The organism is Stenotrophomonas sp. KH_052, assembly GCF_057838755.1.
Genome location: NZ_CM174475.1, coordinates 1598937 through 1624517, shown reverse-complemented (window position 1 = coordinate 1624517; position 25581 = coordinate 1598937). Strand labels below are relative to the sequence as shown.

Annotated in this window: 26 protein-coding genes; 9 read left to right on the top strand and 17 right to left on the bottom strand. The window is 66.4% G+C overall.

The window, feature by feature from the left end:
• Window positions 1-115 precede the first annotated feature (115 nt).
• The 4 genes from ppnN to grxD all read right to left on the bottom strand — a co-directional run bounded on the left by ppnN (window position 116) and on the right by grxD (window position 6327).
• The gene (ppnN, locus tag AC3ITW_RS07430; RefSeq protein ID WP_100468123.1) at window positions 116-1504 is read right to left on the bottom strand and encodes a nucleotide 5'-monophosphate nucleosidase PpnN; all 1389 of its coding nucleotides are present in this window, start codon (window positions 1502-1504) and stop codon (window positions 116-118) included.
• Between the two features lie 253 nt (window positions 1505-1757).
• On the bottom strand, window positions 1758-5003 hold the full coding sequence (locus tag AC3ITW_RS07425) for a TonB-dependent receptor (protein WP_012510601.1): 3246 nt from the start codon (window positions 5001-5003) through the stop codon (window positions 1758-1760).
• Between the two features lie 230 nt (window positions 5004-5233).
• Window positions 5234-6010 (bottom strand): SDR family NAD(P)-dependent oxidoreductase, encoded by a 777-nt coding sequence (locus AC3ITW_RS07420; protein WP_004152130.1) that lies wholly within the window; start codon window positions 6008-6010, stop codon window positions 5234-5236.
• On the bottom strand, window positions 6007-6327 hold the full coding sequence (gene grxD, locus AC3ITW_RS07415) for a Grx4 family monothiol glutaredoxin (protein ID WP_004152129.1): 321 nt from the start codon (window positions 6325-6327) through the stop codon (window positions 6007-6009). Before grxD ends, AC3ITW_RS07420 begins: the two co-directional genes overlap by 4 nt.
• Before the next feature lie 120 nt (window positions 6328-6447).
• Between grxD and AC3ITW_RS07410 the strand changes: the two genes are divergently transcribed.
• The gene (locus AC3ITW_RS07410) at window positions 6448-7026 is read left to right on the top strand and encodes a superoxide dismutase (RefSeq protein WP_012510600.1); all 579 of its coding nucleotides are present in this window, start codon (window positions 6448-6450) and stop codon (window positions 7024-7026) included.
• A 114-nt stretch (window positions 7027-7140) separates the two neighbouring features.
• On the opposite strand, the gene AC3ITW_RS07405 is transcribed toward AC3ITW_RS07410, so the two are convergent.
• The 3 genes from AC3ITW_RS07405 to purE form a co-directional block, all read right to left on the bottom strand.
• On the bottom strand, window positions 7141-7482 hold the full coding sequence (locus AC3ITW_RS07405) for a carboxymuconolactone decarboxylase family protein (RefSeq protein WP_489390189.1): 342 nt from the start codon (window positions 7480-7482) through the stop codon (window positions 7141-7143).
• Between the two features lie 112 nt (window positions 7483-7594).
• Entirely contained in the window at window positions 7595-8743 is a 1149-nt protein-coding gene (locus tag AC3ITW_RS07400) for a 5-(carboxyamino)imidazole ribonucleotide synthase (RefSeq protein ID WP_100468119.1), read from the bottom strand.
• On the bottom strand, window positions 8740-9243 hold the full coding sequence (gene purE / locus AC3ITW_RS07395; protein WP_004152080.1) for a 5-(carboxyamino)imidazole ribonucleotide mutase: 504 nt from the start codon (window positions 9241-9243) through the stop codon (window positions 8740-8742). Before purE ends, AC3ITW_RS07400 begins: the two co-directional genes overlap by 4 nt.
• Window positions 9244-9301: 58 nt before the next feature.
• On the opposite strand from purE, the gene AC3ITW_RS07390 reads away from it, so the two are divergent.
• From AC3ITW_RS07390 to AC3ITW_RS07375, 4 genes are all read left to right on the top strand, one after another.
• Entirely contained in the window at window positions 9302-9571 is a 270-nt protein-coding gene (locus tag AC3ITW_RS07390) for a Trm112 family protein (protein ID WP_032128883.1), read from the top strand.
• A complete protein-coding gene (nadC, locus tag AC3ITW_RS07385) occupies window positions 9568-10419 on the top strand; it encodes a carboxylating nicotinate-nucleotide diphosphorylase (RefSeq protein ID WP_489390188.1) in 852 nt (283 codons plus the stop codon). The genes AC3ITW_RS07390 and nadC overlap by 4 nt, the downstream gene beginning before the upstream one ends.
• Window positions 10420-10534: 115 nt before the next feature.
• A complete protein-coding gene (locus AC3ITW_RS07380; RefSeq protein WP_489390187.1) occupies window positions 10535-11536 on the top strand; it encodes a DUF2272 domain-containing protein in 1002 nt (333 codons plus the stop codon).
• Window positions 11537-11603: 67 nt separating this feature from the next.
• Window positions 11604-11954: a DUF3301 domain-containing protein gene (locus tag AC3ITW_RS07375; protein ID WP_012510594.1), complete on the top strand. Its 351-nt coding sequence runs from the start codon at window positions 11604-11606 to the stop codon at window positions 11952-11954.
• A gap of 153 nt (window positions 11955-12107) precedes the next feature.
• Here AC3ITW_RS07375 and AC3ITW_RS07370 read toward each other — a convergent pair whose 3' ends face one another.
• From AC3ITW_RS07370 to AC3ITW_RS07340, 7 genes are all read right to left on the bottom strand, one after another.
• Window positions 12108-12560, bottom strand: coding sequence for a ClpXP protease specificity-enhancing factor (locus AC3ITW_RS07370; RefSeq protein ID WP_004152036.1), 453 nt, complete (start codon window positions 12558-12560; stop codon window positions 12108-12110).
• Window positions 12561-12644: 84 nt separating this feature from the next.
• Window positions 12645-13280: a glutathione S-transferase N-terminal domain-containing protein gene (locus tag AC3ITW_RS07365; RefSeq protein WP_004152019.1), complete on the bottom strand. Its 636-nt coding sequence runs from the start codon at window positions 13278-13280 to the stop codon at window positions 12645-12647.
• Window positions 13281-13414: 134 nt separating this feature from the next.
• Window positions 13415-14164: a cytochrome c1 gene (locus AC3ITW_RS07360; protein WP_100468116.1), complete on the bottom strand. Its 750-nt coding sequence runs from the start codon at window positions 14162-14164 to the stop codon at window positions 13415-13417.
• Window positions 14157-15416 carry a cytochrome b gene (locus tag AC3ITW_RS07355; RefSeq protein WP_012510592.1) on the bottom strand — a complete coding sequence of 420 codons (1260 nt, stop codon included), beginning with the start codon at window positions 15414-15416 and terminating at the stop codon, window positions 14157-14159. The genes AC3ITW_RS07360 and AC3ITW_RS07355 overlap by 8 nt, the downstream gene beginning before the upstream one ends.
• Entirely contained in the window at window positions 15416-16036 is a 621-nt protein-coding gene (petA, locus tag AC3ITW_RS07350) for a ubiquinol-cytochrome c reductase iron-sulfur subunit (RefSeq protein WP_004151998.1), read from the bottom strand. Before petA ends, AC3ITW_RS07355 begins: the two co-directional genes overlap by 1 nt.
• 211 nt (window positions 16037-16247) lie before the next feature.
• Window positions 16248-17162 carry a lytic transglycosylase domain-containing protein gene (locus tag AC3ITW_RS07345; protein ID WP_012510591.1) on the bottom strand — a complete coding sequence of 305 codons (915 nt, stop codon included), beginning with the start codon at window positions 17160-17162 and terminating at the stop codon, window positions 16248-16250.
• A 46-nt stretch (window positions 17163-17208) separates the two neighbouring features.
• Window positions 17209-18177 (bottom strand): helix-turn-helix transcriptional regulator, encoded by a 969-nt coding sequence (locus AC3ITW_RS07340; protein WP_012510590.1) that lies wholly within the window; start codon window positions 18175-18177, stop codon window positions 17209-17211.
• An 80-nt stretch (window positions 18178-18257) separates the two neighbouring features.
• On the opposite strand from AC3ITW_RS07340, the gene AC3ITW_RS07335 reads away from it, so the two are divergent.
• Together AC3ITW_RS07335 and miaB are read left to right on the top strand one after the other, a co-directional pair.
• The gene (locus tag AC3ITW_RS07335) at window positions 18258-18878 is read left to right on the top strand and encodes a glutathione S-transferase family protein (protein ID WP_012510589.1); all 621 of its coding nucleotides are present in this window, start codon (window positions 18258-18260) and stop codon (window positions 18876-18878) included.
• 169 nt (window positions 18879-19047) lie between these two features.
• Window positions 19048-20466, top strand: coding sequence for a tRNA (N6-isopentenyl adenosine(37)-C2)-methylthiotransferase MiaB (gene miaB, locus AC3ITW_RS07330; RefSeq protein ID WP_012510588.1), 1419 nt, complete (start codon window positions 19048-19050; stop codon window positions 20464-20466).
• Between the two features lie 99 nt (window positions 20467-20565).
• Here the strand turns inward: miaB and AC3ITW_RS07325 are convergent, their stop codons facing one another.
• The 3 genes from AC3ITW_RS07325 to AC3ITW_RS07315 all read right to left on the bottom strand — a co-directional run bounded on the left by AC3ITW_RS07325 (window position 20566) and on the right by AC3ITW_RS07315 (window position 23569).
• Window positions 20566-21678, bottom strand: a complete 1113-nt coding sequence (locus tag AC3ITW_RS07325) for an ABC transporter permease (RefSeq protein ID WP_489390186.1) — start codon at window positions 21676-21678, stop codon at window positions 20566-20568.
• Window positions 21675-22553, bottom strand: a complete 879-nt coding sequence (locus AC3ITW_RS07320) for an ABC transporter ATP-binding protein (RefSeq protein WP_004151963.1) — start codon at window positions 22551-22553, stop codon at window positions 21675-21677. The genes AC3ITW_RS07325 and AC3ITW_RS07320 overlap by 4 nt, the downstream gene beginning before the upstream one ends.
• 65 nt (window positions 22554-22618) lie before the next feature.
• Entirely contained in the window at window positions 22619-23569 is a 951-nt protein-coding gene (locus AC3ITW_RS07315; RefSeq protein ID WP_032969421.1) for an HlyD family secretion protein, read from the bottom strand.
• 518 nt (window positions 23570-24087) lie between these two features.
• On the opposite strand from AC3ITW_RS07315, the gene AC3ITW_RS07310 reads away from it, so the two are divergent.
• Both AC3ITW_RS07310 and ybeY read left to right on the top strand, forming a co-directional pair.
• On the top strand, window positions 24088-25074 hold the full coding sequence (locus AC3ITW_RS07310) for a PhoH family protein (protein ID WP_032969420.1): 987 nt from the start codon (window positions 24088-24090) through the stop codon (window positions 25072-25074).
• Entirely contained in the window at window positions 25071-25556 is a 486-nt protein-coding gene (gene ybeY / locus AC3ITW_RS07305) for an rRNA maturation RNase YbeY (RefSeq protein ID WP_004151960.1), read from the top strand. The genes AC3ITW_RS07310 and ybeY overlap by 4 nt, the downstream gene beginning before the upstream one ends.
• Window positions 25557-25581: the final 25 nt, after the last annotated feature.

Here is a 25581-nt window from a genome sequence, read left to right as displayed (position 1 = left end):
GGCGGCAGGATGAACGGTCAATCCGGGGTGACCGGCGTCAAAGGGTTGACAGGCCCTGCCCTGTCGGCCGCCCGTGGCGGGGGTCGGAGCCCGATGGGATCCGACCCCGGGCCGATCAGGCCAGCACCTGGTAGCAGGGCTGGTATTCGCCGGAGATCTTCATCCGGCGCTGCTCGACGAAGGCACGCAGCAGCCTATCCAGGGCCTGCATCATGTCCGTATCGCCATGGATCTGGAACGGCCCGAACTGCTCGATGCGGCGCATGCCGTCTTCCTTCACGTTGCCGGCCACGATGCCCGAGAACGCCCGGCGCAGGTCGGCCGCCAGCGCGTGCGGCGCACGCCCGTGGTGCAGGTCCAGCGCGGCCATCGCCTCGTGGGTCGGCACGAACGGCTGCTGGTATTCCCACGGAATCTCGATCGACCAGTTGAAGAAGAACGAGTCCTTCTGCGCCAGGCGGTGTTCGCGCACACGCTTGATGCCGTTGGCCATCTTCTTGGCTACCGCCACCGGGTCACCGATGACGATCTCGTAGCGCTCGGCGGCCGCATCGCCCAGAGTCAGCCGGATGAAGCGGTCGATCTGCTCAAAGTACGGCGCCGCCACGGTCGGGCCGGTCAGGATCAGCGGGAACGGCAGGTCCTTGTTTTCCTCGCGCAGCAGGATGCCGAGCAGGTACAGGATCTCCTCGGCGGTGCCGACGCCACCGGCGAACACGATGATGCCGTGGCCGATGCGGACGAAGGCCTCCAGGCGCTTCTCGATGTCCGGCATGATCACCAGGTGGTTGACGATCGGGTTTGGCGACTCGGCGGCAATGATGCCCGGCTCGGTCAGGCCGATGTAACGCGTCACGGTACGGCGCTGCTTGGCGTGGGCAATGGTGGCGCCCTTCATCGGGCCCTTCATCGCGCCCGGGCCGCAGCCGGTGCAGATGTCCAGGCCGCGCAGGCCCAGCTCGTAACCCACCTGCTTGGTGTACAGGTATTCGTCGCGTGAGATCGAGTGGCCGCCCCAGCACACGACCAGATTCGGGTCGCCCGGGTTGAGGATGCGTGCGTTGCGCAGCAGGCCGAACACCGCGTTGGTGATGCCCTCGGACGACTCCAGCTCGGCCGCGTAGGCCGGGCCCATCTCGATGGCCATGTAGGCCAGGTCTCGCACCACCGCGAACAGCAGTTCGGCGACACCGCGGATGATCTCGCCGTCGACAAAGGCCATTGCCGGCGCATTGACCAGGTCGATACGCACGCCGCGATCCTGCTGCGCCACCTGGATGTCGAAATCGGGATACAGATCGCGCGCCGCGCGCGGATCGTCAGAGGCACTGCCGCTGGTCAGCACGGCCAGCGCGCATCGGCGCAGCAGCTCGTGCATGCCGCCCGCAGATGCATCGCGCAGGCGAGCCACTTCGGCCCGCGACAGCACATCCAGCCCACCGCGCGGGTAGATCCGCGCGTCCTGCACCGGCAGTGCGCGGGCTGATTTTTCGTTCGTGGTCATGTCCAATTTTTCGCTTCCTTCAAGGTTTCCGACTGTACTGCCGCCCCCTTAAAAAGCAAAACGGCCGGGAAGCCCGACCGTTGGATGTGTGCTTCCCGCGTTCGCCTTTCCGGGACCGCATCGGCGGCGTTGGCACCGCGCACATTTCTGGATGCTACGCCGATGCCAGGTGACCTGCAAGGACTTTCGACCACACAGGAAAACGGCCGGGTTTCCCCGGCCGTTTTCACTTACTGCTTCAGGCTCTGACGGATCAGAACTTGTACTTCACGGTCAGCTGCATCGACCAGCGCGACACGGCGGTGTTGCCCTTGTCGTTGTTGTTTTCCTGGATCGAGGAGTTGTCGGTACGGCCGGTGAAGTTGTACAGGTACTTGCCGGTAGCCGGGTCGATACCCGAGTAGTTGGCAACGCGACGAGTGGCGTAGAAGCCGTAATCGTCGATCAGGCCCCACTTCTTGTTGAGCAGGTTGCCGACATTCATGATGTCCAGCGCAATCTCACCCTTGTGGGTCTTCGCGAAGCCCGGGAATTCCTGGCTGATGCGAACGTCGAAGCTGTTGACCCACTTGGCGCGGTGCGCATTGGCCGGCACCGTGCTGCCACGATAGGCCTCCAGCTCCGGATTCTGCGCCAGCCAGTCGAAGAACTTCTTCTCCATGTCGGCGCCGCCGGTGAACAGCACGTCACCCGGGCCCTTCGGCACGTAGAACAGGTCATTGGTACCCGCGCCATCGCCGTTCACGTCGTTGTAGTAGACGTAGCTGTACGGACGGCCCGAACGACCTTCATAGAACAGGCCAACTCGGGTGGCGTTGTCACCGAAGAAGTTGTGCTTCCACTCCAGGGTACCGGTGATACGGTCCTTGATCGCGTAACGCGAGTTGTACGCGACATTGTCGTTCGCGTTCAGGCTCAGCGTATTGTTCCAGTTCGAGGTGTTCTGCGAGCTGGTCAGCGGACTCACTTCCTTCGACTGGGTGTAGGTGTAACCCAGCGACCAGCCCCAGTTCTCCGTCAGCGGCTTGGCCAGCGAGAAGGTGGCCTGCGAGCCACGCCCCTTGTCGGTGTTGCGCAGCAGGATCACATCACCGATATCACCCGGACGGTTGACACGGTCACCCGGGCAGGTCAGATCGGTGGCCGCACAGGCGCGGCCGTTCTTCTGGCCAGCCTGCATGCCGTTGGGACCAGCATTTGCGCCATTCATGCCGTAGTCGTTCCAGTACAGCGCACGACCATCCTGACCAACCGAGCGCTTGGCGTTCGGGGTCATGACGTCCAGACGATCGAAGTACAGACCATCCTTGACCTTGGTGACCAGCAGCTCGGCGGAGGCCACGATGCCGTACCAGGGCAGCTCATGATCGAAGGCCAGGTTGGCCTTCCAGACCGACGGCAGGCGGGTGCCCGGGGCGATCAGGTCGACGTTCTGGCGCGCCGACGCCAGCGACGGGTTCGGAATGAACGGATTGTCCGCATCGAAGCTGAAACCACCCGGGTTACGGGTCAGGTTGTACTCGGAGTAGTTCAGGCCGGTGTTCTGGTAAGCGCCCGCCAGCCACACGTTCGGGGCAGCGCCACCGAACAGGCCCACGCCGCCGCGCAGCTGGGTCGGACGATCGCTGTCGAAGGTGTAGTTGAAGCCAACACGCGGCTGGATGAGCTTCTTGTCAACCAGCTGGGTATTGTTGAACCCATACAGCTGCTCGATGCGCGGGTTGTACAGACGCTGCGTGCTGAAGTCCGGCATGTCGACACGGACACCGAACATCAGGCTCAGGTTGTAGTTGATCGCCCAGGTGTCCTGGATGAACAGGCCGGTGTTCTTCAGATGGAACTTGGCCGGGATGTCATCCACGCTGCCGCCAGCGCGCGGGACGCGCACCTGGTAGGCGGACGGGGTACCGGCTTCAAACGCAGCCAGGTCGGCGAACTCATACGCGCCGTACAGGTTGCGGCCGTAGAAGTTCATCAGGTCGTTGTCGGTGTAATCAAAACCGAACTTGACGGTGTGGTCACCGATGTACCAGGTACCAGCACCGAAGGCGCTCAGCTCCTTCGACTCAACCAGATTGGTATGGGTGTTCTGCTCGGTACCCAGGTACAGCGAGTTGTTGCCGAAGCGCACGCGGATCTGCGGCAGGTGCGAGGCAGCGACGCGGTTGGACGAGTAGTCCTTGTGCGAGACCTTGAACTCGGTCGAGAAGTTCTCGGACCAGTCACTGAACAGTTCACCCATCCAGGTTTCGTATTCGGTCGGCTGCGTGTACCAGAAGTCGCTCAGCGAAATCGCGCTGTTGTTGACCTGCGGGAAGCGGACGACGTCCTGCTTCATCTTGTTGTAGCGCAGGGCTGCACGGTGGTTCTCGTTGATGTTCCAGTCCAGCTTGACCGCGTATTCTTCGATCTCGGTCTTGTTGTCCAGCGCGCCGATGCCACCGACCGGATAACCCAAGTCCGACATGCGCTTCTGGACACGTGCGATATCGGCATCGCTGATGCCGCCGGCCTTGTTGTACGGGCTATCGCCGAGGCTGACGCCGCCGCCACTGCGCTCGTACTTTTCGTAGTTGGTGAAGAAGAACAGCTTGTCCTTGACGATCGGGCCGCCCAAGGTCATGCCATAGGTCTTCTCGTCCTTGAAGCCATTGAAGTCCGTACGGTCACCTTCCAGGCGCGAACGGACCATGTCCTTGTCGCGGTACGAACCGTACACGGTGCCGTGGAATTCGTTGGTACCCGACTTGGTCACGGCATTGATCACCGCACCGGTACCACCGGCGATGGTGGTGTCGTAGTTGGCCAGGTCGATGTTGATTTCCTGGATGGCATCCATCGACACCGGCTGACGCTCGGTCGGCAGGTTGTTGGAGCCCAGGCCGAACGGATCGGAGGCGCTGATGCCGTCGATGCGGATGGCGTTGTAACGGGTGTTCTGGCCACCGGCCGAGATCGCGCCGTCAGCCTTGCTGACCTGCGAGATGCGCGGGTCCAGGCGAATGTAGTCCTGGATGTTTCGGTTGGCCGACGGCAGCGCGTCCATCGTCTCGCGGGTGACGTTGGTGCCGGTGCCCATCTTGGTGGCGCTGAACAGGTCCAGGCCACCCGCGGTGGCGACGACGTTCACGGCATCCAGATTGGTAGCGGCCAGGTCGCCGCCCAGGTTGGCATTGATCGTGTTGACCTGGTTCAGGTTCAGGAAGACACCTTCTTCGGTCTTGGTGCCTTCACCGGACTTGGTGATGGTGATGGTGTACGGGCCACCCACGCGCAGGCCGCGCGCGTTGTAACGACCCGACGCATCGGTGGTAGCACGCGAAACAGTGCCCGACTCGGTGTGGGTGATGGTGACTTCAGCGCCGGCGACAGGCTGGCCTGCAGCGGACATGACCTGGCCGCCGACACCGGCAGAGGTGCTCTGGGCGAAGGCAGGAGCGGCAGCAAGTGCAGCCACGAGACCAAGGGTAAGCTTGGACATCCGGAGTGGGTGAGTCATTTTTCGGTAGCCTCGATGCGAGTTGGCGATGGCGGAAAAAAAGCGCATCCAAGCAGCCTTGCGGGCGGCTGTTCGGACATTTATCTGGGGTTCCCTACCGTGAACGGCAGCTGCCGAAACGGTTAACACTAGATTAACACGCTACGCCACGGATGTGACGGTTGTGCGACAAACGGCACCGGATCGCAACGCAATCGTGACGGGTTCTTCACTCCGTCTTTCCCCGGGACTTACTCGACCGGGTTCATTCCACTGGCGTCAAGGACCTGCCCGCGCCACGCGCCCCCTGCGCTGGACAGCAGGGTCACGGCCGCCGCCGCCGCCGCTTCCGGGCCCTGGGCAGCAGGATCCTGGTCAACGGAATAGGCCCGGGCACGCAGCGCCGTGCGTAGCGGGCCGGGATACAGGCCGCTGACCCGCACCGGGCTGCGGCCAAGTTCGTCGTGCAGGCTGGCAATCAGGCCGCGCAGGCCGTGCTGGGCCACGCCGTAGCCGCCCCAGTAGGCCTGCCCGACCCGTTCCGGCGCATCGACGGCGAATACCAGTGCCGAATCCTCACGCTGCCGCAGCAGCGGCAGGCAGGCCTGGGCCAGCCAGGCCGGCGCGGTCAGGGTGACGTGGACGGCGCGGGCGAAGCTGGCCGGATCGGCCAGCTCGAACGGGGTCAGCCCCGGAAAGTGAGCGGCGCAGACCAGCAGGCCGTCCAGGCGGCCCAGCTCGCGCTGCAGGGCCTGGGCCAGTTCGGCATAGTCGTCGGGGCCGGCCCCCTCAAGGTCCAGCGGGTACAGCAGCGGCTCCGGGCCGGCGGCCTGGACCTGCGCATAGACGCGATCCAGCCGGCGCGGCTTGCGCCCCATCAGGACCACCGTGGCCCCGGCGGCAGCCGCTGCGACCGCTGCGGCACTGCCCAACCCGCCACCAGCGCCGGCAACCAGCACCACACGGTCCTGCAACGGGCGGCCATCGAGCGCCCCGTCCGTCGGTGACGTCGATGGCCAGGCGCTCATCCCTGGGTCGCCTCTTCGACGATGCGCTTGAGCTCGCCGGCTTCGAACAGTTCCATGACAATGTCGCAGCCGCCGATCAACTCACCATTGATGAACAGCTGCGGGAAGGTCGGCAGGTTGGAGAAGCGCGGCAGATTGGCGCGGATTTCCGGCTCTTCCAGCACGTTGACGGTGCGCAGGGTGACGGCGCCGGCAGCCATCAACGCCTGTACGGCGCGGCTGGAGAAGCCACACATCGGGTATTGCGGGGTGCCCTTCATGAACAAGACGAGCGGGTAACGATCGACCTCGGCCTGGATTTGCTGCATTACCGCCACAACCACACTCCTTGCTTCGCCGGACAAACCGACCGCGATGGTCGGCTAGACTGCCCAAGGTAGCCGCCATTGTAAGCCGATGGAACCGGCCGCCGCCGCCCCCTTGCCACGAACCCGTCCATGCCCGTCGAATTGCCTGCCCTGCCCTACCTCTCCGGCTCCCTGCTGCCGCACCTGTCCGCGCAGACCGTGGAACTGCACCACGGCCGCCACCATCGCGCCTATGTCGATGCGGTCAATGCCGGGATCCTCGGCACCGAGTGGGAGGAAGCGTCACTGGAAGAGATCGTCCGCCACACCCAGGGCCGGCTGTTCGACGCTGCGGCCCAGGCATGGAACCACGGTTTCTACTGGCAATGCCTGCGCCCACGCGGCGGCGGCGAGCCACAGGGCCGGCTGGGCGAACTGGTCAAGCGCCAGTTTGGCGACGTGCAGCGCCTGCGCGAGGAGTTCAACCGTACCGCGCTGGGGCTGTTCGGCTCAGGCTGGGTGTGGCTGGTGCAGCATCCCGGCGGCCAGCTGGGCATCCAGGCCACCCGCAATGCCGGCACGCCGCTGACCGGCGAGAGTACGCCACTGCTGTGCTGCGATGTGTGGGAACACGCCTACTACACCGACTACCAGAACGACCGCGCGCGTTATCTGGACGCGTTCTGGCAGCTGGTCAACTGGGAATTCGCCGAAAGCCAGCTGCGCTGAGGCAGCGGCTCCGCCACGGGGTAGTGCCGGCCGCTGGCCGGCATCCCCATACGCGCACGAACATGCCCGATCTGCCGGCCAGCGGCCGGCACTACCGGGAAACAGTACGGAGCTTCACGCGCTCTCGTGCCCGGCCACGGCATCCATCACCCGCGCCGAATAGACCAGCGCCGCACCGGCATTGAGCGACACCGCCACGCCCAGCGCTTCGGCGATTTCCTCGCGGCTGGCGCCGTGCTTCAGCGCAGCATCCACATGTACGGTGATGCAGCCATCGCAGCGGGTGGTGACCGCAACCGCCAGCGCGATCAGCTCGCGGGTCTTGGCATCGAGATGATTGGTCTGCGCGCCGGCATTGGCCAGCGTCGCGTAGCCCTTGACCGTATCCGGTGAAAGCTTGCCGATCTCGCCGATACGGCCCTTCAACTCCTTGCGGTAGGCATTCCAGTCGAGCATGGCGGTGACTCCAGTGAAAGGAGTTCCACGCTACCACCGGGAGTGTTGCGCCGATGCCTGCACCGGCGCGCCACACCGTTGCATTGCCGGCCAGCGGCCGGCACTACCTGGCTCAGCGGCTGCGCAGCGCGTGTACCGCCGGCGCCACCTGGGCTTGGCGATCCAGCTCCAGGCCGACCTGCTCCAGCGCATCGGCCAGCGCATCGGCATCATCGTCGCGCAGGGTGGCGTGGCCAACCTTGCGGCCATCGCGCGCTTCCTTGCCGTAGTCATGCCAGTGGCCGCTGGCCTGGGCCAGCACCGGCAGCGGGTCGGGCATCGCCCCCAGCCAGTTCAGCATGCAGGCATGGCCGAGCATGCGGGTGCTGCCCAGCGGCAGGCCGAGCACCGCACGCAGGTGGTTCTCGAACTGCGACGTCTCGCTGCCCTCGATGGTCCAGTGGCCGGAGTTGTGCACGCGCGGTGCCATCTCGTTGGCCAGCAGTTCGCCATCGCGGCAGAACAGCTCCAGCGCGAACACACCGACATACTGCAGGTGCTCCGCAATGCGGCGGGCATAGCCGATCGCGGCCTCATGCTCGGCGGCCGACAGCACGGCCGGGGCCACGCTGGCCGACAGCACGCCGTCGACATGCCAGTTACCAGTGACCGGCCAGGCCTCGAAGCTGCCATCGCGGCCACGCACGGCAACCACGCTGACCTCGCGCTGGAAGGCGACGAAGCCCTCCAGGATCAGGCCGGTGCGTTCAACCTGGGCACCCAGCGCATCCCATGCCGCGTCGATGTCGGCTTCGCTGCGCAGCCGGAACTGGCCCTTGCCGTCATAGCCGAGGCGGCGCGTCTTGAGGATGCACGGCAGGCCGAACTCGGCGGCCTTCGCGGCCAGCTCGTCACGACTGCGGATGTCGGCGAAAGCCGGCAGCGGGATGCCCAGCTGCTGGAACAGAGTCTTCTCACTCAGCCGGTCCTGGGCCACGGCCAGTGCGGCCGGCGGCGGGTAGACCGGCACGCGATCAGCCAGGAACTGCGCGCTGTCGGCAGGCACGTTCTCGAAATCGAAGGTGACCACGTCGACCTTGGCGGCGAAATCCGCCAGCGCCTGGCGATCATCGAAAGCGCCGACGGTGAGCGGCGCCAGCGGGCCACTGCAGGCGTCGGCCGCCGGGTCATACAGTTCGAATCTCAGCCCCAGCGGCGCACCGGCCAGAACCATCATGCGGGCGAGCTGGCCGCCGCCCAGGATGCCGACGGTCAGGCTCATTGGCGCGGATCGTCGTGGGCCATCACGTCTTCGGTCTGGCGCGCACGGAAAGCGTCGAGCGCCTGGCCGATCACCGGCTGGTCGCTGGCCAGCATCGCCGCGGCGAACAGCGCGGCGTTGGAGGCGCCGGCATTGCCGATGGCGAAGGTGGCGACCGGGATGCCGGCCGGCATCTGCACGATCGACAGCAGCGAATCCATGCCGTTGAGGGCCTTGGACTGCACCGGCACGCCCAGCACCGGCACTGCGGTCTTGGCCGCGATCATGCCCGGCAGGTGCGCGGCCCCGCCGGCACCGGCGATGATCGCGCGCAGGCCACGCGGGCCCGCCTGCTCGGCGTAACTGAACAACACATCCGGCGTCCGATGCGCGGACACCACCTTCACTTCGAACGGAACACCCAGGGCTTCAAGCTTCTGGGCGGCGTGCTGCATGGTTTCCCAGTCGGAGCGGGAACCCATGACGATGCCGACAAGCGGCGCGATCGGGTTGGGGGTCATTGGCCGTCACCTGCCTTAAAGACGTATTCTAGCCATCTTCCACGCAAGACGAAGAACCATGGATCGCAAGCTGCTCGACCTGCTGGTGTCGCCGGACACCCGCCAGCCCCTGTCCCTGCTGGATGGCAAGGGCCTGGAAGCCCTCAACAAGGCCATTTCCACCGGCGCGGTGAACAAGGCCGATGGCAACCCGCTGGCGCAGCCGCTGCGCGAGGCGCTGGTCACCCGCGACCGCAAGCAGGTGTTCCGCGTCGACGATGGCATCCCGGTACTGCTGGCCGAGGAAGCCATCCCCACCGCGCAGATCGCCGACTTCCCGGCCGCATGAGCACGCTGCCGACGCCGGATGCGGCCGTGGTCGCCGCCGATGTCGCGCGTGCGCTGGCCGAGGACCTCGGCAGCGGCGACGTCACAGCCGCGCTGTTGCCCGACCAGGCCGACAGCGCCTACCTGCTGTGCAAGCAGGATGCGGTGATCGCCGGCCGCCCCTGGTTCGACGCCACCCATCGCGCACTCGACCCCGATGTGCGCATCGAATGGCGCGTTGCCGACGGCGATGCAGTCACCGCCGGCGCCGTACTGGCCCTGCTGCATGGCCGCAGCCGCAGCCTGGTCAGCGCCGAGCGCACCTCGCTGAATTTCCTGCAGACGCTGTCCGCCACCGCCACCACCACCGCCCGCTACGTGGCGGCCGTGGAAGGCACCGGCACGCGCATCCTCGACACCCGCAAGACCCTGCCGGGCCTGCGCCTGGCGCAGAAGTACGCAGTGCGCTGCGGCGGTGGCGAGAATCACCGCTTCGGCCTGTACGACACGGTGATGCTGAAGGAAAACCACATCCGTGCCGCCGGTTCGCTGGCTGCCGCCGTGGCGGCTGCACGCCGGCAATGGCCGCAGCTGCCGCTGGTGGTCGAGGTCGAGGATCTGGAGCAGTTGCGACAGGCACTGGAAGCCGGCTGCGAACGCATCCTGCTGGATGACTTCAGTCCCGATCTGCGCCGCGAGGCGGTGCGCATTACGGCCGGACGCATTCCACTTGAGGTCTCCGGCAGCGTCGGCCTGGGTGGCCTGCGTTCGATCGCCGAAGACGGCGTGGACTGCATATCGATCGGTGGACTGACCAAGCACGTGCAGGCCATCGACCTGTCACTGAAGCTGGGCCCGCCACCGGGCTGAGGCCGGGGCTGGGGTCAGATCCCTTTTCCTCGGGAAAAGGGATCTGACCCCGATCTCACACCCGGCGTTCACGACGGCACTGCGACGCTGCGGCCATCCCCCACAGGAGCCGCGCATGCGCCGGATGCTCTTGCCTGCCTGCCTGCTGCTGGCAGCCGCCCCCTTGTCCGCGGCTGCCGCCGAAGCCTGCGATGTACCCCCACGCTTTGGCCTGAGCCCCTTGGCGGTGGCCATCCGCAACACCGCCTGCAATGAGCATCGGCTCTGGTATCGGCCTTTCATCGACCGCGATGGGCGCGCCGCCAGCCTCAGCGTCACCGAAGCAGAAAGCGACCACCTTGCCGACAACGGTCTGATCGCCTGGCGGCGCGTGGCCGGCTACTGGCGTGACAGCGGCACGCTCAACGCGATGGGCAGCATCGCCGGCGCCAGCAGCTGTCTGGCACCTCTGGGCACGCGCTACACCGACAGCGACTGCCGCGCCTTCCTGATCGACAACCCATGGTCGGCCGCGTTCATTTCCTGGGTAATGGTGCAGTCCGGCGTTCCCGGCTTCAACACGTCGCCACGCCACATCGACTACATCCGTGCCGCCTACCAGGGCGGCCCGTCAGGCGTGCCCTACCGGCTGGTCGACCCGGCCACGGCCAAGCCAGCGCCGGGCGACCTTCTGTGCTTCCTGCGCGACCGCAGCAGCACGCTCAGCTACAGCGGGCTGGTACAGGCACTGGGCAATGGCTCGGTCGGCCACTGGAAGTCGCATTGCGAAGTGGTGGTCGCGGCCAATCTCGGCGGCGACCAGACGCTGTACCTGGTCGGCGGCAATGTGATGAACACCGTGGCGATGCGCCTGCTGCCGCTGGACCGCACCGGCCTGATCCAGCTACCGCCGGCGCGTGAGCGCAACAGCACCGGCATCGATCCCAGCTGCACCCCGGGCCGCGAGGACGAGTGCAGCTTCAACCGCCAGGACTGGGCGGCACTGTTGCAGCTGACCGCAACCGCGCCGTTGGTGATGCCCACACCAACAGCAACGCCGATGCAGCCCGCATCCGCGCCGCAGCCGGTCGTCATACCGCCGCAACCGGTCTCGGGCGGCGCGCAGCCAACGCGTTGAATCCCGCGCTTGATCCAGCGCGCGTTCGCCGCCATCTTTGCGGGATCGACATCTGACGGCTGACCCCATGCCCACCCTGCTGCTGTTGCTGATTGCCGGCGGAATCATCTACTTCTTCTGGAACGCTGCGCGTTCGGCTGCCGAGCGCGCGGTCGAGCTGGGACGCAATGCCTGTCGCGCCGCCGACGTGCAATGGCTGGACCAGGCGGTGCACGCTACCGGCCTGCGCCTGTCGCGCGGCGAGGATGGCCGGCTCGGTTTCGAGCGCACCTTCAAGTTCGAGTATTCCTACGATGGCATCGACCGCCATGTGGGGCGCATGGTGCTGCGCGGTGATCAGCTGATTTCGTTCACTGGCCCGGGCGCGGCGCGGATCAGCCAGATCCGCGCGGACGTGGATGATGCCGAGGACATCTAGGCGGTAGCGCCGGGCCATGCCCGGTGAGCGCAGCGGCATCGGCGTGCCGACCAACGGTCGGCATCCGCCCCATCTCGCCCCCACAACCTGACGGCACCCAGCGCTACGCCATTAAACGAAAAACGCCGCCCTTGAGGGGCGGCGTCGGCTAGGTTACTTGACCACGCGCAGGTTCGGGCGCCCCTTCGGCGGCGGGTTGGCCGGCGGCGTATCGTCCGGCGGCGTGTCCTCGTCGTGCAGCAGTTCGTCGCTGGTCGGCGCGGTCTCGGCGCCGGGAATGTCATCCGGCAACGCCATGCCCTGCCCGGTCTCGCGGGCGTAGACGGCCAGCACGGCACTGATCGGCACCTGCACCGGATAGCTGGTGCCAGAGAAGCGCGCCGAGAAGCTCACCATCTCGTTGTCGATCATCAGCCGCACGACGGCGCGCTCGGCGATGTTGAGCACGACCCGGCCATCCTTGACCGCCGAAGGCGGGACCTGCACGCCGGGGACGCCGGCGTCGACCAGGATGTGCGGGGTCAGCTGGTTGTCGTTGATCCATTCCACCAGCGCCCGCAGCAGGTACGGGCGGTGGCTGGTCATGTGGAAGAAGTCTTCGGTCATGCGTGAAGTGTACGCGCCCGGCGCCCTGCCGGGGCAGATCGCCTGCACGCCGGTCGGCGTGCAGACGGGTAATCCCGCACGGGATCAGACCGGCAGATCGCGCAGTTTCTTTTCCTGATCGGTCAGGCTGCGGATGAAACCAGGGTGACGGAAGATGCGGTTGCCGTAGTCCTCGATCGCCTTGCCGTCCTTTGGCAGCGGCACATCCAGCGACTGCAGCCGCCAGATGATCGGGGCCATCGCGCAGTCGGCAAGACTCATTTCCGGGTTGAGGAAGAACTTGCTGGCCTTGAACAGTGGCAGCGAGGCCGTCAGCAGTTCTTTCAGGCGCTTGCGCCCCGCTTCGGCCTGGGTCTTGTTGCCCAGCTGGATGGCCTGCACCTGCGGCACCCAGTCGTGCTCGATGCGCAGCATGGCCAACCGGATGCGGGCACGCGACAACGGATCAACCGGCATCAGCGGCGGATGCGGATAGCGCTCATCGAGGTATTCGCTGACCACCGACGCCGCGTACAGCACCAGCTCGCGCTCGACCAGGGTCGGCACCGAGTGGTACGGATTGAGGTCGATCAGGTCTTCGGGCGGGTTCTGCGGATCGACCGGAACGAAGTCGAAGCTCACACCCTTGGCCGCCAGGACCAGGCGTACACGGTGGCACAGTACATCGTCGTTCGAGGAAAACAGCGTCAGTGTATTGCGCATGCGTACGCTCGCCGCCATCAAAGGCTCTCCCACGACAGGAGACCGCCTGCCGCATCGGCGCCGCCGGCACCGTGCCAGCGATCGACTCCTCCCCGAGTGTGCAACCGACCATCACAAAAGCCAATAGGCCCGTGCGATGGTCGGCGGCAGATTCAGTGAACGTCCTTCCAGTATTCCTTCTTCAGCAGGTACAGCAGGAAGGTCAGCAGGGCCAGGAACAGGATCACCCAGACACCGAGCTGCTGCCGCTTCAGCGCGGCCGGCTCGCCGGCGTATTCAAGGAAGTTGGTGATGTCGCGCACGGCCTGGTCGTACTGTCCGGCATCGACGTTGCCTGGCGTTTCCAGGCGCAGGCCGGTCACCGGCGGGTCCATGCCCGGCGCCTCCGGCTTGCCATGCACGGCATGCTGCAGGCCCTGCATTTCCCACAGCGGGTTGGGCATGGACGCGTTGGCGAACAGCGCGTTGTTCCAGCCCAGCGGCCGGCTGCTGTCCAGGTAGAACGACTTGAGGTAGGTGTAGACCCAGTCACTACCGCGCACGCGCGCGATCAGGCTGAGGTCCGGCGGCATCTTGCCGAACCACTTCTCGGCATTCTCCTTGGGCATCGCCACCGGAATCGGGTCACCGATCGCCGAGCCGGTGAAGTTGAGGTTGTTCATCACCTCTTCCTCGGTCAGGCCCAGGTCCTGCGCCATCCGCGAATAGCGCAGGTACTTCAGCGCATGGCAGCCGGAGCAGTAGTTCATGTACAGCTGCGCGCCGCGCTGCAGCGATGCGCGGTCACCAAGGTCGTTGCCGGCCTGCAGCAGTTTGGTGCCGCCTTCGGCGGCGGAGGCCAGGAAACTTCCCAGCATCAGGGTGGCCGCCAGGGCCAGCCGGACCATCCAGCGCTCAGTCATGGGTGGTCACCCTCTCCGGTACCGGCTTGGTCTTGTCCAAGCGTGTCCATAGCGGCATGGTGATGAAGAACGCGAAATACAGGAAGGTCAGCACCCGCCCGATGTAGGTCTCATGCGCGTCGGTGCCCGGGCCGGAGCCGATCACGCCGAGCCAGACGAAGCACACCGCGAATACGCCCAGCAGCACCTTCGAGAGCACGCCGCGGTAGCGGTAGGACTTCACCCGCGCGCGGTCCAGCCAGGGCACCAGGAACAGGATGGCGATGGCCGAAAACATCACCAGCACGCCACCCAGCTTGTTCGGCACCACCCGCAACATCGCGTAGTACGGGGTGTAGTACCAGACCGGCTTGATGTGCTCCGGGGTCACCAGGCGGTTGGCCTCGGTGAAGTTGTCGTGCTCCAGGAACAGGCCACCGAATGCAGGTGCGAAGAAGATGATGAAAGCCGCGATGATCAGCAGGAAGCCGGCGCCGACACCGTCCTTGAGCGTGTAGTACGGGTGGAACGGGATGCCGTCGGCCGGTGCGTTCGGCGACCAGCGGTTGCCCTTCGGCCCCTTCTTGATCTCCACCCCGTCCGGGTTGTTCGACCCCACTTCATGCAGCGCGCCCAGGTGCAGCACCACCAGCAACAGCAGCACCAGCGGCAAGGCGATGACATGCAGTGCGAAGAAGCGGTTGAGCGTGGCATCACTGGGCAGGTAGTCGCCCATGATCCATTCGGTCAGGCCGTTGCCGATCACCGGGATGGCGCCGAACAGCGAGATGATCACCTTGGCGCCCCAGAACGACATCTGGCCCCACGGCAGCACGTAGCCCATGAAGGCTTCGGCCATCAGCACCAGGTAGATCAGCATGCCGAGGATCCACACCAGCTCGCGCGGCTTCTGGTAACTGCCGTACAGCAGGCCGCGGAACATGTGCAGGTAGACCACGATGAAGAACAGCGAGGCCCCGGTGGAGTGCATGTAGCGGATCAGCCAGCCCCACTCCACGTCCCGCATGATGTATTCGATGGAGCCGAACGCCTCGGCGGCGTTGGTCTTGTAGTGCATCGTCAGGAAGATGCCGGTGACGATCTGGTTGACCAGCACCAGCAGCGCCAGCGAACCGAAGTAGTACCAGATGTTGAAGTTCTTCGGCGCGTAGTACTCGCTGACGTGCTTGCGGTACACCGGCATCAGGCCCGGTGCCCGGGCATTGACCCAGTCGGCCACGCCGCTGGCGGTACGGCTGAGGATATTGGCCATCAGGCAGCCCCCTGCGGATCGACACCGATGATGATGGTGTTGTCGTCCTGGTAGTGGTGCGCGGGCACCTTCAGGTTGATCGGCGCCGGCACGTCCTTGAAGACACGGCCGGACATGTCGAAGCGCGACTTGTGGCAGGGGCAGAAGTAGCCGCCCTTCCACTGCGGGTCGTAGGGTTCAGGCCGGATCTCGGCGACCATTTCCGGTGAGCAGCCCAGGTGCGTGCACAGGCCGACCAGCACGGAAATGTCCGGCTTGATCGAACGCAGCTCGGGGTTCTGCTTCAGCACGTAGTCCGGCTGCTGGTCCTTCTCACCGGACTCGGGGTCCTTGAGACGGCCATCCAGCCCATGCAGCGCGTCGAGGATGGCCTTGGACCGCTTGACGATCCAGATCGGCTGGCCACGCCATTCCACGATCAGGCGTTGGCCTTCCTGCAGCGCGCTGATGTCGGCCACCACAGGTGCACCGGCAAGCTTGGCCCGCGCACTGGGATTCCAGGATTTGATGAAAGGGACTGCGGTGAATCCGACGCCGACGGCGCCCACCACGGCTGTGGTGGCAGAAAGAAAACGCCGACGTCCGGTGTTGACTGGATCGTGTACCCCATCGTTTGCCATCCGGCACTCCGATATTGATTAGGTAGCTTTAAGGCTGCCAACGGTTCCGGTGGGGGCCAGAGCCGCATTGAATCATGGCCGAGTGTAGCGGAACCGTCGCGCGCCACACAACGCATTGCAACAACATTGATTGCGGGGTTGCCGGCCAGCGGCCGGCACTACCTTTCAAATGAGTGCCGACCAACGGTCGGCACCCACCCGTTAACGGCACCTACTGGTGACTCAGGGCGGTGCGGTAACGCTCGGCCAGCTGGCCGACCCGGCGCACGTAGTACTGGGTTTCGCTGTAAGGCGGCACGCCACCGTGGCGGTCGACCGCACCTTCGCCGGCGTTGTAGCCGGCGGCGGCCAGGGTCAGGTCGCCATTGAAGCGTTTCAGCAGCCACGCAAGATACTGCACGCCGCCGCGGATGTTCTGCCCGGCATCGTAGGAATCACCGACCCCGAAGCGGGCGGCGGTGGGCGGCATCAGCTGCATCAGGCCCTGCGCACCCGCGCGGCTGAGCGCGGTCGGGTTGTAGGCCGACTCGGCATGGATGATCGCGCGCACCACCGCCTCGTCGACGCCGAACTCGCGTGCGGCCGAGGTGATCTCGCTCTGGAACGCGGTGGTGTTCAAGCGCACCGTGCCAAAGTCCACGCGCGGGTTGACCCCGCAGGCGTAGCAGCGCTCCATGAAGCTGTAGCGGATGGTGCGCACCGGGCCGAGATTGGCCACCTGGGTCGGCCGGGCGCTGGTGTAGTGGCGCACCCCATCCTTCATGAAGGAATAGACCTGCCCGCTGACCATGCGGCCGCCACGTGGGGTGGCCTGGGGCGCGGGAGCAGCTGCAGGTGCTGGCCCAGCCACGGCCGGTGCTGCCGCACTGGCCGCCACAGCGACCGGATTGCGCTCGATGCTGGCCACGGTGGCCGGAGACGGTTTCGGCGCGGAAACCACCGGGCGCGGTGCCGGGCGGGTATCGCGGCTGTAGCTGATGGTGCTGCAGCGGGCCCCGGCTACACGCTTGCTGACATAACTGGTGACGCCGTCGGCACCCTGGCACTTGTACAGGCTGCCGGCGCTGGCCGGCGCAGCGGTCAGCGCAGCGATGATGATCGCCGTTGTCCCCAGTATCCCCTTCATGGCGGCGAGTGTCCCAGCTTCGCCGGAGCTTGCCAAGCGATGCGGCTCAGGCTGTGACCGGCGCCACAGCCAACACCTGCCCCAGCCCAGCCAGGCGCTGCGCCAGCTCGTCGCGCAGACCCGGTGGCGTGGTCCACAGCGCCACCGGCACGCGGTCCAGGCTGAGGATCTGCGCCAGCATCATGCCGCGGCTCTCGGCGCCCATGCGCAGCAGGCAATGGTCGGCGCCATCGGCCTCCAGCACGCCGCACCACGGCGGAATGCGCCCTTCCAGCTCGGCGCGGCTGCCGGCCAGGCGCAGGATCGCCTGCAGCGCGAACGGGGCCTGGCTGACTGCCTGCCGCACCATTACATCCGGCGGTGCCGGGGTGCGTCGGTGCATGCCCGGCTCGGAGCATTCGCGTACCGCGCCCATCCGGTCCACGCGCAGGGTGCGCCAGTCCTGGCGCCCCAGATCCCAGGCCAGCAGGTACCAGCGCCGACCGTAATTGACCAGATGCTGGGCCTCGACCTCGCGCTGGGTCACCGCGTCCTGCGCACTGCGGTACTCGAAGGCCAGCCGCGCCGCCTGCCGGCAATGCAGGGCCAGCCGGCCCAGCAGGCGTGCATCGGTTGACGGAAGATCGGACAGGGTAGCCGTCGCTGCATGCACCTCGCCCGCCTGCTGGCGACGGCGGGCCGGCACCAGCGGGTCGAGCTTGGACAGCAGCCCACGCGCGGTGTCGTCGATCCCGGCGACGGTGGCCGAGGCCGCACGCAGCGCGATGGCCAGGGTGGTCGCCTCCTCCTCGTCCAGCAGCATCGGCAACACCGGCGCGCCGGACCCCAGCTGGTAGCCGCCACCAACGCCGGCTGAGGCCTGTACCGGGTAACCCAGCTCGCGCAGGCGCTCGATGTCACGGCGGATGCTGCGCCGGTCCACACCCATGCGCTCGGCCAGTTCGGCCCCGGACCACTGGCGGCGGGCCTGCAGCAGGGCGATCAGGCGCAGCAGTCGATGGGCGGTATGGCGCATGAAGGATCGAGGACAGAAGTCGTCCGCAATAGTGCCCCAGGATGAGCTCCAGTTCACCACCCACCGCAAGGAGCAATGCCATGACATCCCGCCAGATCACCCTGTACCACGCCGCCCGTTCACGCTCGAGCGGCGCCGTGGCCCTGCTCGAAGCGCTGGGTGCCGACTACCGCATGCAGGTGCTGGACCTGAAGGCCGGCGCCAACCTGGCCCCGGCCTACCTGGCCATCAACCCGATGGGCAAGGTGCCGGCCATCGTCCACAACGGCGCACTGGTGACCGAACAGGTGGCGATCTACCTGTACCTGGCCGACCTGTACCCGGAAGCCGGGCTGGCCCCGCCGATCGGCGACGCCCTGCGCGGCCCCTACCTGCGCTGGATGGCCTTCTACGGCGCCTGTTTCGAGCCGGCGATGATCGACAAGGCAATGCACCGCGAGCCGCCGCCGCGCCTGATGTCGCCCTACAACGACGCGGAGACGGTGCTGCAGGTGATCGAAGCCCAGCTGGCACAGGGGCCGTACCTGCTCGGCGAGACGATGAGCGCCGCCGACGTGCTGTGGGGCAATGCGCTGGCCTGGACCACCGCCTTCGGCCTGGTGCAGCCGGCGCCGGCCACGGCTGACTACATCGCGCGAATGAGTGCGATGACCGCCTTTGACCGTTCGCGTCAGATTGATGCGGAGCTGGCAGCGGCTTAAGCGCACCCGCCGGGCACGGCCCGGCGCTACCGAACGGGGCGGGATGGAGGTAGCGCGGGGCCATGCCCCGCGAGCGCGCAGCGCGGTGCCGTTGGCGTTGCACCGGGCGGACGCTCCGGGATGCGGGTAGAATTGCCCGCTTTCCCGCCACCCGAATGGATTAAGCGCCATGACCGGGACGCCAGACGTCTTTCCGCCCGCCACGCCGGGCGGTACCCCGCTCGTTGCCCTGCCCGCCGGTCCGCGCAAGCCCGACCAGGTGAAAGGCAAGCTGTACATCAAGACCCACGGTTGCCAGATGAACGAGTACGACTCGGCCAAGATGGCCGACGTGCTTGCCGCCAGCGATGGCCTGGAACTGACCGACAGCCCGGACGACGCCGACGTCATCCTGGTCAATACCTGCTCCATCCGCGAGAAGGCGCAGGAGAAGGTGTTCAGCCAGCTGGGCGTGTGGAAGAGCCTGAAGAACAAGGGCCGTGAAGTCATCATCGGCGTCGGCGGCTGCGTCGCCTCGCAGGAAGGCGAAGCGATCATCAAGCGCGCGCCGTTCGTCGACCTAGTGTTCGGCCCGCAGACCCTGCACCGCCTGCCGGAACTGATCCGCGCACGGCGCGAGCAGAAGCGTCCGCAGGTGGACATCAGCTTCCCCGAGATCGAGAAGTTCGACCGCCTTCCCGAGCCGCGCGCCGACGGTGCCTCGGCCTTCGTCTCGATCATGGAAGGCTGTTCCAAGTACTGCTCGTTCTGCGTGGTGCCTTACACCCGCGGCACCGAGGTCAGCCGCCCGTTCGAGGACGTGGTGGTGGAAGTGGCGCAGCTGGCCGCGCAGGGCGTGCGCGAGATCAACCTGCTCGGCCAGAACGTCAACGCCTACCGCGGCCCGTATGGCGACGGCGAATTCGCCGACCTCGGCCTGCTGATCCGCACCATCGCCGAGATCGATGGCGTCGGCCGCATCCGCTTCACCACCTCGCACCCGCTGGAGTTCAGCGATTCGCTGATCGATGCGTTCCGCGACGTCCCGCAGCTGGCCAATTTCCTGCACCTGCCGGTGCAGGCCGGCAGCGACCGCGTGCTGTCGGCGATGAAGCGCGGCTACACCGCACTGGAATTCAAGTCGAAGATCCGCAAGCTGCGCGCGGTGCGACCGGACATCTCGATCAGCTCGGACTTCATCGTCGGCTTCCCCGGCGAGACCGATGCCGACTTCGAGAAGACCATGAAGCTGATCGAGGACATCGGCTTCGACCACAGCTTCTCCTTCATCTATTCGCGTCGCCCGGGCACCCCGGCTGCGGACCTGGAGGACACGATCAGCGACGCCGAGAAGCACGCACGCCTGTCGCGTCTGCAGGAACGCATCAATGCGCATGCCGCCGGCATCTCCGAGAAGATGGTCGGCACCGTGCAGACCGTGCTGGTGGAAGGTCCTTCGCGCAAGAACCCGAACGAGCTGACCGGCAAGACCGAGAACATGCGTTCGGTGAACTTCCCGGCACCGGCGCGGCTGATCGGCCAGTTCGTGGACGTGGTAATAACCGAAGCGCTGACCAATTCGCTGCGCGCGCGCGTGGTGGCTGAATAAGGTGTGCCGACCGACGGTTGGCACCTACCGGAATTGATGCCGGCCGACGGTTGGCACCCACCGCGGTAGTTGTGGATGCCGACCGTTGGTCGGCAGGCCTTAATCCAGCCGCTTGCGGAAGCGCAGGATCGCCAGCGTCATCATCACCACGATGAAGGCCAGCAGCGCCAGCGCGTCGTGCCACAGCTCCCACGGCGAGGCGCCGCGCAGCATGATGCCGCGCACCAGGCGCAGGAAGTGGGTCAGCGGCAGCACTTCGGCCAGCCACTGCACCGGCCGTGGCATGCCGGCGAACGGGAACATGAAGCCCGACAACAGGATCGACGGCAGGAACAGGAACAGCGTCATCTGCATCGCCTGGAACTGCGAGCGCGCGCGCGTGGAGATCAGCAGGCCCAGCGCCAGGTTGGCCAGCACCAGCAGCACCGCGGCCAGATAGATGTCCAGCAGGCTGCCGCGGATCGGCACCTGGAACAGCCAGGTGCCCAGCACCAATACCAGCGTGGTCTGCAGCAGGCCGATGGCCGCATAGGGCAGCACCTTGCCGACCATCAGTTCGCTGCGTGACACCGGCGTGGCGATCAGCAGTTCCATGTTGCCGCGCTCGCGTTCGCGCACCACCGCCACGGCAGTGAACATCACCAGGGTCATGGTCAGGATCACCCCGATCAGGCCCGGCACGATGTTCACTGCCGAACGCCGCTGCGGGTTGTAGAAACTGGTCACACTGATCGGACCACCGGCGATGCTGCCTTCGCGTAGTGGCCGCGTGTTGCTGGTCGGTCGTGCCTCCAGCGGCACCTGCGCCAGCTGGATCGCCGCGCTCTGCACCACCGTGTCACTGCCGTCGACCAGCACCTGTACCGCTTCGCGTCCATCGAAGCGACGACGCTCAAAGTCGGCCGGCACCACGATGCCGACACTGATTTCGCCACGGCGCAGCGCCTGCATCAGTTGATCGGGCGTGTACGCCTCGCTGCGCGGCGTGATCACGCCGGTGGCGACCATGTCCTGCACCAGCGCGCGTGACGCCGCGCTGTTGGCCTGGTCGGCGACACCGGCGTTGAGATGGCGCAGATTGAGATTGATCGCATAGCCGAACAGCAGCAGCTGCATCACCGGAATGCCGATGATCATCGCCAGCGTGATGCGGTCACGGCGCAGCTGCCGCAGTTCCTTGAGCATGATCGCCCACAGCCGGCGCAGGTTCATGCCGCCGGCTCCCGGCCGCGGCCGCGGGTGGCGGCCACGAAGACGTCTTCCAGGTTCGGCGCCACCGGCTCAATGCTGGCCTGCGGATCGGCACCGGCCAGTGCATGGCGCAGCTCAGCGACATCTGCCATCTCCTCACTGCACAGTACGCGCAGCTGAGTGCCGATCTGCGCCACGCTCAGCACGCCAGGCAATGCGGCCAGCGCGCGGCTGGCCTGGCGCGGCTGCGTCGAGGTGACCTGCAACGTGCGGCCTTGCAGCTGTGCACACAGCTGGTCCGGCGTGCCGTCGGCCACCAGTGCGCCACGGTCGAGGATCGCCAGCCGGTGGCAACGCTCGGCTTCGTCCATGTAGTGGGTCGACACCAGCACCGTAGTGCCCGCGTCAGCCAGCTCGAACAGGGCCTCCCAGAAGTCGCGGCGCGATTCCGGATCGACCGCACTGGTCGGCTCGTCCAGGAACAGCAGTTCCGGCCCATGTATCACCGCACCGGCCAGCGCCAGGCGCTGCTTCTGCCCACCACTGAGGGTGCCGGCCAACTGCGGCTGCCGGTCCTGCAGGCGGTACTGCTGCAGCAGCGCTTCGATCCGCTGCCGCGCCTGCGCACGTGGCAGGTCCTGGATGGCGGCGAGGAATTCCAGGTTCTCGCGCACCGACAGGTCTTCGTACAGCGAAAAGCGCTGGGTCATGTAGCCGATGCGCCGGCGCAGCGCCTCTGCCTGCTCCGGCACCGCCAGGCCCAGCACCTCGATCTGCCCGGCGCTGGGTTCCAGCAGGCCGCACAGCATGCGGATGGTGGTCGACTTGCCAGAGCCGTTCGGGCCCAGGAAGCCGTAGACCTGGCCGCGCGGCACGGTCAGGTCGACGTTGTCCACGGCCAGAAGTTCGCCGAAGCGACGCGTCAGCCCTCGTGCGCGGACCGCGATGTCCTCACTGGTGTTCAGAAGCGCACCTGCACCGGCAACCCGGCCGGGAGCTTGCGCATGTCTGCAGCCTCGTCCACTTCGATCTCGGCCAGATAGCTCAAGCGCGCGACGTCGTCGCCGGTCAGTGCGTAGTACGGCGTGAACGAGGGCTCGCTGCGGATCGAACGCACGCGCCCTTTCAGCACGGTGCCGCCCCCTTCCAACTGCACCTGTGCGGCCTGCCCAACGGTGACCTGCAGGCGCAGCGGCTGCGGCAGGTAGACACGCGCGTAGGGACGCTCGCCGACCAGCATCACCGCCAGCGGTGCGCCGATGGGGGCCTGGTCACCCTGCCGGTACGGCAAGGCATCGACCACGCCATCGCGTGGCGCGCGCAGCTGCAGCTTCTGCAGGTTGACCCCCTGCACTACCTGTTGCGCCTGTGCGGCTTCGGCGGCGGCCTGGCCCTGGGCGATGTCCTGCGCGCGGCTGCCGTGCACCAGCTCCAGCCAGGCCTGCTCGGCAGCACGCACGCTGGCCTCGGCATTGCCGGCGGCGGCGCGCGCGCGATCCAGTTCGGCGGCGGCGATCAGGCGCTGCTGCGCCAATGGCTGCACCCGGCGGTAGTAGGCACTGGCCTCGGCCGCCTGTGCGCGCAATGCGGTCAGCTGTGCCTGTGCCTGCGCGATCTGCTCCTGGCGCGGCCCGATCTTCAGTTCTTCCAGTTGCGCCTGCGCTCGCGCCGTGTCGGCCTGAGCGGCAGCGAACTGCGCGTCGCCGCGGGCCGGGTCGAGCTGCATCAGCACCGCGCCGGCCTTGACCTGCTGGCCTTCGTGCACGTCCACCGTGGCGATTACTTCGGCTGCCGGCGCCGGCACCGTGATCCGGTCCCATTCCAGCGTGCCCAGTGCGGTGGGCGGTGCCTGCCCACACCCTGCCAGCAGACCGACGCCTACCAGCCCAAATCGACGCATGCCATTGCCCATATCCGTGCCAGCCCCTCCTGCGACGGCGCTACGGTGCCATGTGCCCCGTGCACCCACAATGATCCCGATCAGCCCTGGCGGTTTTTTCACCACGGCGTGGCGAAGCCCTTGCGACAAGGGTCTGAACCACCTATCCACAGGTTGATTCAGCATCATTCCACAGCGGGTGTGGAAAACCGGCTCGGCACGGTCCCGTTGCTCGCCTGGCAGTGGAACCTGCGCTGCCATCACGATGAATCCCGGAGTGCATGGCGGAACGCTGCGATGTGCCCTCCTCACGACGCGCCCGTCCTGTCGATGCGGGAGCCCTTACGGCCGTGACGATTTTTTCACCAGCTTCTCATGAGGCTTGTGGCACAAGCACTGCAGAGGTCTATCCACAGGTTTCCTCAGCTCCCGTCCACACCGGGTGTGGAAAACGCTGTATCGCCCTCCTTCTGGCCGTGCGCCCCGTGCGCGCGCTACCCTTGTCCTCCCTGAATACACTGCGGTGGAAGGCTTCCGCCCCACCCAAGGCAATGAAAAGCATCGATCATCGAGACTTCACCCTGTCGCCGGAAGACAACGAGCGATTGGCCAACCTGTGCGGCCCCTTCGATGGCCACCTGCGCCAGATCGAGCTGAAGCTCGGCGTGGAGATCGCCAACCGTGGCTTCGTGTTCCGCATCAGCGGGCCGAACGAGGCCATCGTCGAGGCGCAGAAGCTGGTCGAGGCGTTGTATGCCGAAGCCGGCGAGACCACCTTCGACAACCACGCCATCCATCTGCGCCTGGCACAGGCCAATGTCGAACAGATCGCAGAGCGCTCCTACGAAGCACAGGACGTGGCGATCAAGGTCAAGCGCGGCACGGTGCGCGGACGCGGTGCCAACCAGAGCCGCTACCTGCACCAGATCGCCAGCCACGACATCAACTTCGGTATCGGTCCGGCCGGCACCGGCAAGACCTTCTTGGCCGTGGCCAGCGCGGTCGAAGCTCTGAATGAATCGAGGGTGCAGCGCCTGATCCTGGTGCGCCCGGCGGTGGAAGCCGGCGAGAAGCTGGGCTTCCTGCCCGGCGACCTCAGCCAGAAGGTCGACCCCTACCTGCGACCGCTGTACGACGCCCTGTACGAGATGATGGGTGTGGAAAAGGTGGTGAAGCTGCTCGAGCGCAACGTCATCGAGATCGCACCGCTGGCCTATATGCGGGGCCGCACGCTCAACGATGCATTCGTGATCCTGGACGAAGCACAGAACACCACCATCGAGCAGATGAAGATGTTCCTGACCCGCCTGGGCTATGGCTCCACCGCGGTGGTCACCGGTGACCTGACCCAGACCGATCTGCCCAAGCATGTGAAGTCCGGCCTTCGCGATGCCATCGATGTGCTGCGCGAGGTCGAGGGCGTGAGCTTCACCTTCTTCGAATCCCGCGACGTGGTCCGTCATCCGCTGGTGGCGCGTATCGTCAGTGCCTACGACCGCCGCGACCTGCATCAGATCCAACCTGGAGCGACTCCATGACCCGTGGTCCCGTGCGACTGGACGTCGCCGTCAGTTATGCCCTGCCGCGTGCCGGCCTGCCGGCGGCCGTCAGCTTCCGCAAGTGGGTGGCCGCTGCGCTGAAGGGCCGCATCCGCGAGGCCGACCTGGCCATCCGCGTGGTCGATGCCAAGGAAGGGCAGTCGCTGAACCGCCATTACCGTGGCAAGGACTACGCCACCAACGTGCTCAGCTTCCCGGCCGACGTGCCCGAAGGCCTGCCCAAGGGCGTGAAGTTCCCGCTGCTGGGTGACCTGGTGATCTGTGCACCGGTGGTGGCCCGCGAGGCCGACGAACAGGGCAAGGCGCTCAACGCGCACTACGCGCACCTGACCGTGCACGGCGTGCTGCACCTGCTCGGCTGGGACCACGAGGACGACAAGGAAGCCGAGGCGATGGAACAGCTGGAGCGCGAGATCCTGGCCGAGCTCGGCATCGCTGACCCGTACGCTGGCGAGCGCTGAGCGGGACACGCCCGTCGCCAAGAAT